At 72.7% G+C, this 12,478-nt stretch carries 13 protein-coding genes; 7 read left to right on the top strand and 6 right to left on the bottom strand.

The window, feature by feature from the left end; all coding sequences use genetic code 11:
- Position 1: 1 nt before the first annotated feature.
- Positions 2–751 (bottom strand): SDR family oxidoreductase, encoded by a 750-nt coding sequence (locus ACIP5K_RS09135; RefSeq protein WP_401407023.1) that lies wholly within the window; start codon positions 749–751, stop codon positions 2–4.
- A gap of 86 nt (positions 752–837) precedes the next feature.
- Between ACIP5K_RS09135 and ACIP5K_RS09130 the strand changes: the two genes are divergently transcribed.
- From ACIP5K_RS09130 to ACIP5K_RS09115, 4 genes are all read left to right on the top strand, one after another.
- Positions 838–1,623 carry an enoyl-CoA hydratase family protein gene (locus tag ACIP5K_RS09130; RefSeq protein WP_401407021.1) on the top strand — a complete coding sequence of 262 codons (786 nt, stop codon included), beginning with the start codon at positions 838–840 and terminating at the stop codon, positions 1,621–1,623.
- Between the two features lie 164 nt (positions 1,624–1,787).
- Positions 1,788–2,630, top strand: coding sequence for a CoA transferase subunit A (locus ACIP5K_RS09125; protein WP_401407564.1), 843 nt, complete (start codon positions 1,788–1,790; stop codon positions 2,628–2,630).
- Positions 2,627–3,382, top strand: a complete 756-nt coding sequence (locus ACIP5K_RS09120) for a CoA-transferase subunit beta (RefSeq protein ID WP_401407019.1) — start codon at positions 2,627–2,629, stop codon at positions 3,380–3,382. Before ACIP5K_RS09125 ends, ACIP5K_RS09120 begins: the two co-directional genes overlap by 4 nt.
- 56 nt (positions 3,383–3,438) lie before the next feature.
- Complete coding sequence (locus tag ACIP5K_RS09115; protein WP_401407562.1) at positions 3,439–4,491, top strand: NAD(P)H-dependent flavin oxidoreductase; 1,053 nt, start codon at positions 3,439–3,441, stop codon at positions 4,489–4,491.
- Between the two features lie 28 nt (positions 4,492–4,519).
- Here ACIP5K_RS09115 and ACIP5K_RS09110 read toward each other — a convergent pair whose 3' ends face one another.
- From ACIP5K_RS09110 to ACIP5K_RS09090, 5 genes are all read right to left on the bottom strand, one after another.
- Positions 4,520–6,136, bottom strand: a complete 1,617-nt coding sequence (locus tag ACIP5K_RS09110; protein ID WP_401407017.1) for a DEAD/DEAH box helicase — start codon at positions 6,134–6,136, stop codon at positions 4,520–4,522.
- A 93-nt stretch (positions 6,137–6,229) separates the two neighbouring features.
- On the bottom strand, positions 6,230–6,433 hold the full coding sequence (locus tag ACIP5K_RS09105) for a cold-shock protein (protein WP_004985680.1): 204 nt from the start codon (positions 6,431–6,433) through the stop codon (positions 6,230–6,232).
- Between the two features lie 179 nt (positions 6,434–6,612).
- Positions 6,613–7,770, bottom strand: a complete 1,158-nt coding sequence (locus ACIP5K_RS09100; RefSeq protein WP_401407015.1) for an acetyl-CoA C-acetyltransferase — start codon at positions 7,768–7,770, stop codon at positions 6,613–6,615.
- A gap of 34 nt (positions 7,771–7,804) precedes the next feature.
- Positions 7,805–8,419 (bottom strand): TetR/AcrR family transcriptional regulator, encoded by a 615-nt coding sequence (locus tag ACIP5K_RS09095; protein WP_401407013.1) that lies wholly within the window; start codon positions 8,417–8,419, stop codon positions 7,805–7,807.
- A gap of 28 nt (positions 8,420–8,447) precedes the next feature.
- Positions 8,448–9,230 carry an SDR family oxidoreductase gene (locus tag ACIP5K_RS09090; RefSeq protein ID WP_401407011.1) on the bottom strand — a complete coding sequence of 261 codons (783 nt, stop codon included), beginning with the start codon at positions 9,228–9,230 and terminating at the stop codon, positions 8,448–8,450.
- 131 nt (positions 9,231–9,361) lie between these two features.
- On the opposite strand from ACIP5K_RS09090, the gene ACIP5K_RS09085 reads away from it, so the two are divergent.
- Genes ACIP5K_RS09085 through ACIP5K_RS09075 form a run of 3 tightly spaced genes read left to right on the top strand, consistent with a single transcriptional unit; the run spans position 9,362 to position 12,425 of the window.
- A complete protein-coding gene (locus ACIP5K_RS09085; protein ID WP_401407009.1) occupies positions 9,362–10,234 on the top strand; it encodes an enoyl-CoA hydratase in 873 nt (290 codons plus the stop codon).
- Positions 10,234–11,373 carry an acyl-CoA dehydrogenase family protein gene (locus ACIP5K_RS09080; RefSeq protein ID WP_401407007.1) on the top strand — a complete coding sequence of 380 codons (1,140 nt, stop codon included), beginning with the start codon at positions 10,234–10,236 and terminating at the stop codon, positions 11,371–11,373. Before ACIP5K_RS09085 ends, ACIP5K_RS09080 begins: the two co-directional genes overlap by 1 nt.
- Positions 11,373–12,425, top strand: coding sequence for an acyl-CoA dehydrogenase family protein (locus tag ACIP5K_RS09075; RefSeq protein ID WP_401407005.1), 1,053 nt, complete (start codon positions 11,373–11,375; stop codon positions 12,423–12,425). Before ACIP5K_RS09080 ends, ACIP5K_RS09075 begins: the two co-directional genes overlap by 1 nt.
- The last annotated feature ends 53 nt before the right edge of the window (positions 12,426–12,478 follow it).

The following is a 12,478-nucleotide window of genomic DNA, read 5'->3' as shown; positions in this document are numbered from 1 at the left end:
CTCAGGCCTCCTTGTTGACCGTTGCCGCGTCCAGGAACGCGGGGCGCTCGCCGCCGCCGTGCACGAGCAGGCTGGAACCGGTGATGTACGCGGCCGCGTCCGACGCGAGGAACACGGCCGCCTCTCCTATCTCGCGCGGCTCGGCCAGCCGGCCGAGCGGCACGGTCGCGCCGACGGCGGCGATGCCCTCCTCGTCGCCGTAGTGCAGAGCGGACAGCTCGGTGCGCACCATGCCGAGCACCAGCGTGTTCACCCGTATCTCCGGCGCCCATTCGACGGCCATGGTGCGCGCCAGACTGTCCAGGCCGGCCTTCGCCGCGCCATAGGCCGCCGTGCCCGGCGACGGACGGGCACCGCTCACGCTGCCGATCATCACGATCGATCCGCGCGCCGCGGCGAGGTGGTGGCGCGCGGCGAGCGAGGCGGTCAGCGGCACCGTCAGGTTCAGCTCGATCACCCGGGCGTGCCGCTCGGCGTCGCGCTCACCGAGCAGGCCGTACGGCGTCCCTCCCGCGTTGTTGACCAGCACGTCCAACCGGTCGAGCCCGGCGAACAGCTCGTGCACGGCCACCGTGTCGCGCAGATCCACCGGCACGAACTCACATCCCGGCGCGGGGACTTCGGGAGGTCTTCTCGCACACGCCACGACGCGCGCCCCGGTCCGGACGAACGCCTCCGCGATCCCCGCGCCCACTCCCCTCGTACCGCCCGTCACCACCACTGTCCGCCTGCTCGGATCCGTCCCGTCCATCCCCGCACCCATTCCCTGGACTCCCGCCGGCTGCTACCGTCGTCGTCGTACCAAACAAACGTTAGGTGGAAAGGTAGCTGAACGCCATGGGTGTCTCCACCTCCTCACCCGAAAAGGGGATAGCGGTCGTCACGCTCGACTTCCCTCCGGTCAACGCGCTCCCGGTACAGGGCTGGTACGACCTGGCCGAGGCGGTGACCGCGGCGGGCCGCGACCAGGACATCCGCTGCGTGGTGCTCACGGCCGCCGCGGGCAGCCGTGGATTCAGCGCGGGCGTGGACATCAAGGAGATGCAGCGGGAGACGGCCTCCGCGTCCGGCGGCACGGGTGGTCACACGGCGCTGATCGGGGCGAACCGGGGCTGCTACGAGGCGTTCTCGGCGGTGTACCGGTGCGAGGTCCCGGTGATCGCCGCGGTGGCCGGGTTCTGCCTGGGCGGCGGCATCGGGCTGGTGGGGAACGCGGACGCGATCGTGGCCGCGGACGACGCCACCTTCGGCCTCCCCGAGCTGGACCGGGGCGCGCTCGGCGCCGCCACCCACCTCTCCCGCCTGGTCCCCCAGCACCTGATGCGCGCGCTCTTCTACACCTCGCGCACCGCCACCGCCGTCGAACTGCAGGCGCACGGCTCGGTGTGGAAGGTGGTGCCGCGACCCGGCCTGCACGAGGCGGCGCTCGACCTGGCACGGGAGATAGCCCGCAAGGACAGTTACCTGATCCGCCTCGCGAAGGCCGCGCTCAACGGCATCGACCCCGTCGACGTCCACCGCAGCTACCGATTCGAGCAGGGCTTCACCTTCGAGGCGAATCTCAGCGGGGTCGCCGACCGCGTACGCGACACGTTCGGACAGGCCGGACAGGAGGCCGACTGACCATGCCCGACACCAAAGACACACCGCACACCACTGACAGCACGGACACCAGTGACAGCACGGACAGCACGGACCGCCCTCACGGCACAGACCGCACTGACGGCACGGACCGCACCACAGACACGTCGAGCAGCTCCGGCGGTCTGTCCGGTCCGGACAAGACGATGTCGCCCGAGGAGGTCGTCGGGCGGTTGCGCAGCGGCATGACCATCGGCATCGGCGGCTGGGGATCACGGCGCAAGCCGATGGCGCTGGTGCGCGCGCTGTTGCGCAGCGGCATCACGGATCTGACCGTCGTCGCCTACGGCGGCCCGGACGTCGGGATGCTCGCCGCGGCGGGCCGGATCCGCAAACTGGTCGCCGCGTTCGTCACGCTCGACTCCATCCCGTTGGAGCCCCACTTCCGGACCGCGCGCCAGCAGGGGACGCTGGAGCTGATGGAGGTGGACGAGGCGATGTTCATGTGGGGACTGCACGCGGCGGCGAACCGGCTGCCGTTCCTGCCGGTCCGCGCGGGCATCGGCTCGGACGTCATGCGGGTCAATCCGGGGCTGCGGACGGTCACTTCGCCGTACGAGGACGGCGAGACCTTCGTCGCGATGCCGGCCCTGCGCCTGGACGCCGCGCTGGTCCACGTCAACCGCGCGGACCGCTCGGGCAACGGCCAGTATCTGGGCCCGGACCCGTACTTCGACGACCTGTTCTGCGAGGCGGCGGACGCGGCGTACCTGTCGTGCGAGCGGCTCGTCGACCCCGCGGACGGCTTCGGGAAGGACGTCGTACCGCAGTCGCTGCTGGTGAAGCGGCATGCCGTGGCCGGCGTCGTCGAGGCGCCGAACGGCGCGCACTTCACTTCCTGCGCCCCCGACCACGATCGGGACGAGGCGTTCCAGAAGCTGTACGCGTCGACCTCCTGGCCGGAGTTCGCGGCCCGGTTCCTGCCGCCGGACGGCGACGAGAGGCAGTACTGGTCCGCCGTACAGGCCTGGCACGAGGAGCAGAAGTGACGACGTCCGCAAGTGTCATCACCCGGGCCGATTACTGCGTGATCGCGTGCGCCGAGGCCTGGCGGGGCAACGGGGAGGTGCTGGCCAGCCCCATGGGCCTGATCCCGTCGATCGGGGCGCGGCTGGCCCGGCGGACCTTCTCGCCCGAGCTGATGCTCACCGACGGCGAGGCGATGCTGGTCGGCCCGGACGGGTCGCCGGAGGGCTGGCTGCCGTACCGGCAGCATCTGGCGATGGTCACGGGAGGCGACCGGCACGTGATGATGGGCGCGAGCCAGCTCGATCGGTTCGGGAACCAGAACATCTCGTGCATCGGCGACTGGAGCCGCCCCGACCGGCAGTTGCTCGGGGTGCGCGGCGCGCCCGTCAACACGCTGAACAACCCGGTGAGTTACTGGGTGCCCAGGCACAGCACGCGCGTGTTCGTCGAGAAGGTCGACATGATCAGCGGGGTGGGCTACGACAGCGCGGCCGCCGCCGGCCCCTCGGCCACCCGGTACCACCGCCTGCCCCGGGTGGTCACGAATCTGGCGGTCCTGGACTTCGAGACGCCGGACCGTTCGATGCGGCTGGCGTCCGTCCATCCGGGCGTCACTGTCGAGGAGGTCCAGGAGGCCACGGGGTTCGCACTGGCCCTGCCCGACGGCGGCGCGGTGCCGTTCACCCGGGAGCCGACCGCCGCCGAGCTGCGGCTGGTCCGCGAGGTCATCGACCCGAAGGGCACGCGCGAGCGCGAGGTCGGGTCCCGATGAGCGCGGCCGGGCCCGCTCCGGCGGGTTCCCCCGGGGGCGCCACGGGGGACTTCACGATCCCCACGGCGTTCACAAGACTGACCGGTGTCCGCCATCCCCTGGTCCAGACGGGGATGGGGTGGGTGGCGGGCCCCCGGCTCGTGTCGGCGGCGGCGAACGCGGGCGCGCTCGGCATCCTCGCCTCCGCGACCATGACGCTCGACCAGCTCCGGTCGGCCGTGCGGGAGGTGAGGTCCCGCACCGACCAGCCCTTCGGGGTCAATCTGCGGGCCGACGCGGGCGACGCGCGCGAGCGGGTCGCGGTGATCGTGGCGGAGGGGGTGAAGGTGGCCTCGTTCGCGCTCGCGCCGTCCCGGGAGCTGATCGCCGAGCTGAAGGACGCGGGGGTCGTCGTGATCCCCTCCGTCGGCGCCCGCCGGCACGCGGAGAAGGTCGCGGCGTGGGGTGCGGACGCGGTGATCGTGCAGGGCGGGGAGGGCGGCGGGCACACCGGGGAGGTGGCGACGTCCGTGCTGCTTCCGCAGGTGGTGGACGCCGTAGGCATACCGGTGGTCGGCGCGGGCGGCTTCCGCGACGGGCGCGGTCTGGTGGCGGCGCTGGCCTACGGCGCCGCCGGGATCGCGATGGGCACGCGGTTCCTGCTGACCTCGGACTCCACCGTGCCGGACGCGGTGAAGGCGAGGTATCTGGCGGCGGGCGTCAAGGACGTCACGGTGACGAGGGCGGTGGACGGACTGCCGCACCGCATGCTCCGGAGCGACCTCGTCGACTCCCTGGAGCGAAGCGGGCGGGCACGCACCCTGCTGCGCGCCGTGCGGCACGCGGCAGGGTTCAGGAAGCTGTCCGGGCTGACCTGGCCGCAGATGGTGCGGGACGGGCTCGCCATGAAGCACGGCAAGGACCTCGCCTGGAGCCAGGTCCTGCTCGCCGCCAATACGCCGATGCTGCTGAGGGCGTCCATGGTCGAGGGCCGCACCGACCTGGGCGTCATGGCGTCGGGGCAGGTCGCGGGGCTGATCGAGGATCTGCCCAGTTGTGCGGAGCTGGTGAACCGGGTGATGAGCGAGGCCCGCCGCGCGCTCACCGCCCTGCCGTCGCCGGAGGGGTGAGCGCGCGGACGCGGCGCCGGACGCCCGGTTACGCGGCGGCCTGCCGCGGACCGCGTCCGCGGCGGTTGGCGCCGGTGCCCGATCCGGACGCGGGCTTCGCGGCACCGGCCGCGCCGCCACCCGAGGAGCGGCGGCGGGCGCCGCCCGCGGGGGTTCCGGCGGCCTTCGTGCCGCCCGCGGTGCGCTGGCGCTGCTGCGGCTGACGCTGCTGGCCCTCGCCGGCCGGCTTGCCCGTGCCACCGGCGCGCGACCCGCGCGAGCGGCGCGACCGGCGCGGCTTGTCCGCGTCGCCCGCGGGGGCGACGGGCTCCGGCACGGCGATGGTCACGGCGACACCGGACGGCTCACGCGCGCCGGTGATCTTCACCAGCTCCTCGTCCGTGGAGCGGACCTGGGTGGTGGTCGGCCGGATCCCCGCGTGCTGCATGAGGCGCTGCATCTCGCGCTTCTGCTCGGGGAGCACGAGGGTGACCACGCTGCCGGACTCCCCGGCGCGGGCGGTCCGGCCGCCGCGGTGCAGGTAGTCCTTGTGCTCGGTCGGCGGGTCGACGTTGACCACGAGGTCGAGGTCGTCGACGTGGATGCCGCGCGCGGCGACGTTCGTGGCGACGAGCGCGGTGACGCGGCCGTCCTTGAACTGCTCCAGGGTGCGGTTGCGCTGCGGCTGGCTGCGGCCGCCGTGCAGCGGGGCGGCGAAGACGCCGCTGGCGAGCAGGCGCTTGGCGAGCCGGTCGGCGGAGCGCTTGGTGTCGACGAAGAGGATCACGCGGCCCTCGCGGGCGGCGATCCGGGCCGTGACGGCCTTCTTGTCGGTCTCGTCCTGCACGTGCAGGACGTGGTGCTCCATGGTGGTGACGGCGCCGGCCGACGGGTCCACGGAGTGGACGACGGGGTCGGTGAGGAACTGCTTGACGAGCCGGTCCACGTTGCGGTCCAGGGTCGCCGAGAACAGCATCGTCTGTCCGCCGGCCGCGACCTGCTTGAGGAGCGCGGTGACCTGGGGCATGAAGCCCATGTCGGCCATCTGGTCGGCCTCGTCGAGCACCGTGATGCGGACCTGGCCGAGCGCCACGTCGCCGCGCTCGATGAGGTCCTTGAGGCGGCCCGGGGTGGCCACGACGACCTCGGCGCCGCGGCGCAGCGCGCCCGCCTGCCGGGAGATCGACATGCCGCCGACGACGGTCGCGAGACGCAGCTTGAGTGCGGTCGCGTACGGGGTGAGGGCGTCGGTGACCTGCTGTGCCAGCTCGCGCGTGGGGACGAGGACCAGGGCGAGCGGCGCCTTCGGCTCGGCCCTGGTGCCCGCGGTGCGGGCGAGCAGCGAGAGACCGAACGCGAGCGTCTTGCCGGAGCCGGTGCGGCCTCGGCCGAGCAGGTCGCGGCCGGCGAGGGAGTTGGGGAGGGTCGCCGCCTGGATGGGGAACGGTGCGGTGACGCCCTGCTCGCCCAGCGTCTTCAGCAGCGCGGCGGGCATGTCGAGGTCGGCGAATTCCGCGACCGGCGGCAGTGCCGGAGAGGTGTTCTCCGGCATGGTGAACTCGCGCGGCGGCGTGGGCTGCTGCCTGCGCTGCTGCTCAGGGGCGCGACGCTTTCCCGCCGCGGGACGAGTGGTGCGGCGGCGGGACGGACGGGCAGAGCTGGTCATGCGACAGGCCTTCCGGGGACGGGGACAGCATGAGCCGGGGCCCGCACCGACAGCGGTGCGGACCCCGGCCCGGAAATGCTCGATCAGGCGAGATCAGGCGGGGACGATGTTCTCCGCCTGGGGGCCCTTCTGACCCTGGGTGACGTCGAACGTCACCTTCTGGCCCTCCTGGAGCTCACGGAAGCCCGAGGTGGCGATGTTCGAGTAGTGGGCGAAGACGTCGGCGCCGCCGCCGTCCTGCTCGATGAAGCCGAAGCCCTTTTCCGAGTTGAACCACTTCACGGTACCGGTGGCCATGTCATTCTCCTTGAACAGGTAGCAGCCCCCATTCCGAGAACGCTCATGAGAACGCCGGATTCCGGGAACACACCCCGGAAAACAATAATGCGCCTGAGGAACATTCCCGTCAGGCGCACATAAAGTCTATGGGTACCAAAACTGCAACACGGAGACCTTAGCACGGCGGAGGTGGATCTTCACAGTCGCTCGATGATCGTCACGTTGGCCTGGCCTCCGCCCTCGCACATGGTCTGGAGACCGAAGCGTCCGCCGGTGCGCTCCAGCTCGTGCAGGAGGGTGGTCATCAGCTTGACTCCGGTGGCGCCGAGGGGGTGGCCGAGGGCGATCGCCCCGCCGTTCACGTTGACCTTCTCCGGGTCGGCGCCGGTCTCCTTGAGCCAGGCGAGGACGACGGGTGCGAACGCCTCGTTGATCTCCACGAGGTCCATGTCGGCGATGCTCATGCCGGTCTTCTTCAGCGCGTACGCGGTCGCGGGGATCGGCGCGGACAGCATGCGGATGGGGTCCTCGCCGCGGACGGAGAGGTGGTGGACGCGGGCACGGGGGGTGAGTCCGTGCTCACGGACCGCCCGCTCGGAGGCGACGAGGAGGGCCGCGGCGCCGTCGGAGACCTGGGAGGAGCAGGCGGCGGTGATGGTGCCGCCCTCGACGACGGGCTTGAGGCCGGCCATCTTCTCCAGGGTGGTGTCGCGGCGCGGCCCCTCGTCGACGCGCACGTCCGCGTAGGCGACCGTCTCGCGCTCGAAGCGGCCCCCGTCGATGGCGCGGAGCGCGCGCCGGTGCGACTGGAGGGCCCATTCCTCCTGGTCGCGGCGGGTGATCCGCCATTTCTGGGCGATCAGTTCGGCGCCGTGGAACTGGTTCACCGGCAGGTCGCCGTAGCGGGCGCGCCAGCCTTCGCTGCCGAGGTAGGGGCCGTCGGTGAGGCCGAGGGGTTCGGCGGCCTGCCGGGAGGCGAAGGCGATCGGGATCATCGTCATGTTCTGCACGCCGCCCGCGACGACCAGGTCCTGGGTGCCGGAGAGCACGCCCTGGGCGGCGAAGTGGAGGGCCTGCTGGGAGGAGCCGCACTGCCGGTCGACGGTGACGCCGGGGACCTCCTCGGGCAGGCCGGCCGCCAGCCAGCAGGTGCGGGCGATGTCGCCGGCCTGCGGGCCCACGGTGTCGAGGCAGCCGAAGACGACGTCCTCGACGGCGGCCGGGTCGACGCCGGCACGGGTGACGAGTTCCTTGAGGACGTGGGCGCCCAGGTCGGCCGGGTGGACACCCGAGAGGCCTCCCTTGCGCCGCCCGACGGGCGTGCGGACCGCTTCGACGATGTAGGCCTCGGCCATGGCGGAACCCTTCCGTGTCTGTGGACGCGTACGGCTAGGTCGGCCGTACGGCGATGCCGTCCAGCACCATCGAGAGGTACTGGCGGGCGATCTCCTCGGGGCTGTGCTGTCCGCCGGGCCGGTACCAGGAGGCGGCCACCCACACGGTGTCGCGGACGAACCGGTAGGTGAGGCGGATGTCGAGATCGGCGCGGAAGCTCTCGTCCTCGACCCCGCGCTCCAGGGTCGTCAGCCACGCCTTCTCGAACGCGCGCTGGGACGCCGCGAGGAAGGCGAAGCGGTCCTGCACGGCGAGGTGCTTGGCCTCCTTCTGGTAGATCGCGACGGCGGCGCGGTGCCGGTCGATCTCCCGGAAGGACTCGGTGACCAGGGCCTCCAGGGTTTCGCGCGGGTCGTGCTCGGCGTCGAGCACCGCGTCGTAGCCCGCCCACAGCTCGTCGAGGAAGGTCCGCAGGATCTCCTCGAGCATCGATTCCTTGGAGTCGAAGTGGTAGTAGAGGCTGCCGGCGAGCATGCCCGCCCGGTCGGCAATCTTGCGGACGGTGGTGGCGTTGTACCCCTGGGCCGCGAAGACCTCTGCGGCGGTGTCGAGGAGTTCACGACGCCGCTCGGGCGATGCGGTCACCTGGGGCTTCTTCTTCGTAGGCACGCGACCATTGTGGTCCTCGTCGGATCGGTCATGGGTGCTGGCTGCTCACGGACACGGTCTCGCCCGTCATGTACGACGAGTAGCCGGAGGCGAGGAACACGATCACATTGGCCACCTCCCACGGCTCGGCGTATCTGCCGAAGGCCTCCTTGCGGGTCAGCTCCGCCAGCACCTCCTCCGAGGTGACTTTCACCAGGTGAGGATGGATGGCGAGGCTCGGTGACACGGCGTTGACCCGGACGCCGTACGCCGCCGCCTCCACGGCGGCGCAGCGGGTCAGTGCCATGACGCCCGCCTTGGCCGCCGCGTAGTGCGCCTGGCCCTCCTGGGCGCGCCAGCCCACCACCGAGGCGTTGTTGACGACGACGCCGGTGCGGCCGGTGTCGCGGTAGGCGCGCAGAGCGGCACGGGTGCAGCGGAACGTGCCGTTCAGCGTCACGTCGAGGACCTTGCTCCACTGCTCGTCGCTCATGTCCACGAGGGCCGAAGTGCCGCCCAGTCCCGCGTTGTTGACGACGATGTCGAGTCCGCCGTGCAGGGCGTGGGCGCGGGCGAACAGGGCGGCGACCTGCTCCTCGTCGGTGACGTCGCACGGGAGTGCCGCCACCCGCGAGGCGCCGAACTCCTCGGCGAGCGCCCGCTCGGACTCCTGGAGGCGGCGGGTGTGCGCGTCGCTGATGAGGACGCGGGCGCCCTCCTCCAGGAATCTGCGGGCCGTGGCGCCGCCGATGCCGGCCCCGGCGGCCGCGGTGATCACTGCGGTCCGGCCGGCGAGCAGGTCGTGCGCCGGCTCGTATGCGGGAGCGGCCATGTCCGCACCTCCTCAACTCGCTAACTCGCTGCTCGGCCGGTCGGTTTGAGCGGATTTCTGCCGGAGACCCTCGACGCCGCTCATGTCGCTACGATAACCTACCAAACACTTGTTAGGGAAGGAGGGTTCCGATGCCCGGACCAGACGGCGACGCCGCACCGCCCGTTCTGTACGCGGTGGACGGCCCGGTCGCGCACGTGACGCTGAACCGGCCGCGGTACCGCAACGCCCAGAACTCGGCGATGACGTACGCCCTCGACGCGGCGTTCTACGACGCCTCGGCGGACTCCGCCGTCAAGGTCGTGGTGCTCGCGGGCGCGGGCGAGCACTTCTCGGCGGGGCACGACATCGGCAGCCCCGAGCGGGACGCGCACCTGCCGTTCGAGCGGCGCGCGGGGCTGTGGTGGGACCACAGCGACCGGCGGGGCGCGGAGTCCCGGTTCGCGCGCGAGTCGGAGGTGTATCTGGGCATGTGCCGCCGCTGGCGCGAGCTGCCCAAGCCGGTGATCGCCTCGGTGCACGGGGCGTGCGTGGCGGGCGGGCTGATGCTGGCGTGGGTGTGCGACCTGATCGTGGCGAGCGAGGACGCCTTCTTCGCGGACCCGGTGGTGCGGATGGGGATACCGGGCGTCGAGTACTTCGCGCACCCGTGGGTGATGCCGCCGCGGATCGCGAAGGAGTTCCTGTTCACGGGCGACCGGATGAGCGCCCGCCGGGCGTACGAGGTGGGGATGGTGAACAAGGTGGTGCGGCGGCCCGAGCTCGGCGCCGCCACGGACGAGCTGGCGCGGCGGGTCGCCGGCATGCCGCCGCTCGGCCTCGCCCTGGCCAAGCGCGCGGTGAACCAGGCGGAGGACCTGCAAGGCCTTCAGCCGGGCCTGGACTCGGTGTTCGGCCTGCACCAGCTCGCCCACGCGCACAACGCGGAGACGGGCGCCGACCCCCTGGGCGGCATGGATGTCGGAGCGATGAAGCGGGCCGGGGCCGGAAGGGCGGGTGGGTGATGGATCTGGACTTCACGGCGGACGAGGACGCGTTCCGCGCCGAGGCGCGGCGGTGGCTGGCGGCGCACGTGCCGGCCGGGCCGCTGCCGTCCCTGGAGACGGCGGAGGGGTTCGCCGCGCACCGCGCGTGGGAGGCCGAACTGGCCGCCGACCGCTGGTCGGTGGTGTCGTGGCCCGAGGAGTTCGGGGGCCGTGGGGTCGACATCTTCGGATGGCTGGTCTTCGAGGAGGAGTACTACGCGGCGGGCGCCCCGGGGCGCGTCTCGCAGAACGGCATCCATCTCCTCGCCCCCACGCTGTTCGACCACGCGACGGACGAGCAGCGGGCGCGGGTGCTGCCGTCCATGGCGAGCGGTGAGGTGGTCTGGGCGCAGGCGTGGTCGGAGCCGGAGGCGGGTTCGGACCTGGCGGCGCTGCGGTCGCGGGCGGTGCGCACGGACGGCGGCTGGCTGCTGCGCGGGCAGAAGACGTGGTCGTCGCGGGCGGCGTTCGCGGACCGGGCGTTCGGCATCTTCCGCACGGACCCGGACGCGCCCGCGCCGCACCACGGGCTCACCTATCTGATGTTCGACCTGCGCGCGCCGGGTGTCACGGTCCGCCCGATCGGCCGGCTCGACGGGCGGCCGGCCTTCGCCGAGCTGTTCCTGGACGACGTGTTCGTGCCGGACGAGGACGTGATCGGCGAGCCCGGCCAGGGCTGGCGCATCGCGATGTCGACGACGGGGAACGAGCGGGGGCTGACCCTGCGCTCCCCCGGCCGGTTCCTCGCCTCCGCGGAGCGGCTGCTGCGGCTGTGGCGGGAGCAGGGCGCGGATCCGGCGGTGCGCGACCGGGTGGCGGACGCGCTGATCGGGGCGCGCGCCTACGAGCTGTTCACGTACGCCAGCGCGTCGCGGTTCGCGGCGGGCGGGCGGATCGGCGCCGAGTCCAGTCTCAACAAGGTGTTCTGGTCGGAGTACGACATCGCGCTGCACGAGACCGCGCTCGAACTGCTCGGTGCGGAGGGCGAGCGGGCGGACGGCGCGTGGGCGGAGGGGTACGTCTTCTCGCTGGCGGGCCCGATCTACGCGGGGACGAACGAGATACAGCGCGACATCATCGCCGAGCGGCTGCTCGGCCTGCCGAAGGGGCGCCGCTGATGAGGTTCCTGCTGGACCCCGAGCAGGCGGAGTTCGGCCGCACCCTCGACCGGATGCTGGGCGCGGCGGACACCCCGTCGGCCGTTCGCGCGTGGGCGGGTGGCGATCCGGAGCCGGGGCGGGAGCTGTGGGCGCGGATCGCGGAGGCGGGCGTCTTCGCTCTCGCCGTGCCCGAGGCGTACGAGGGCGTGGGGGTGCTGCCGGTCGAGCTGGCGCTGGCGTTCGTGGAGCTGGGACGGCACGCGGTGCCGGGCCCGCTCGTGGAGACGGCCGCCGCGGCGGTGCTGCTGGGCGGGCTCGCGCGGGACGGTGGGGCCGCGAAGGAGTGGCTGCCGAGGATCGCCGACGGGCGGGCGGCGGTGTCGCTGGGGGCGGGGGCGGACGGCTATCTGCTGGACGCCGATGTCGTGGACGCGGCGTTCCTCATGGAGGGGTCCGAGGTGCGGAGCGCCGCGGCGCGGGGGGCGTTCGTGGAGTCCGCCGATCCGGCCCGGCGGCTGTTCCGGGCCGAGGCCGGTGAGGTGATCGCCGGGGACGCGGCACCGGCCGTGGCGCGGGCCACCGATCTGGCCGCGCTGCTCACGGCCGCGCAGTCGCTCGGCGTCGGCCTGGAGTTGCTGCGCAGAACGGTCGAGTACGTGGGGCGGCGCAGACAGTTCGGGGTGCCGATCGGCTCGTTCCAGGCGGTCAAGCACCGGCTCGCGGACGCGCTGCTCGGTCTGGAGTTCGCGCGGCCCCTCGTGTTCGGGGCGGCGGTGTCCCTGGCGGGGCGGGACGTGGCGGCGGCCAAGGTGGCGGCGGGTGAGGCGGCGTACCGGGCGGCTCGGGCAGCACTGCACCTGCACGGCGCCGTGGGCTACACGGAGGAGCTGGACCTGTCGCTGTGGCTGCGGAAGGCGCGGCCGTTGCGGGACGCGTGGGGGACGCCGGCGTGGTGCCGGGCGCGCGTGGTGGCCGCGGAGTGCTCCTCCGGGGCGGCGGGGAGGGCTCCGTACCGGTCGCGGGAGGAGGACTCGCGGGAGGAGGACTCGCGGGAGGAGGACTCGCGGTAGGAGGGGCATCGGCGGAGGGGTCATCGGAGGAGAGGGCACCGGAGGAGAACTCG

Origin of the sequence: Streptomyces sp. NPDC088785, assembly GCF_044750685.1 — a bacterium.
Classification (GTDB): domain Bacteria; phylum Actinomycetota; class Actinomycetes; order Streptomycetales; family Streptomycetaceae; genus Streptomyces.
This window is presented reverse-complemented; position numbering and strand designations above follow the sequence as displayed.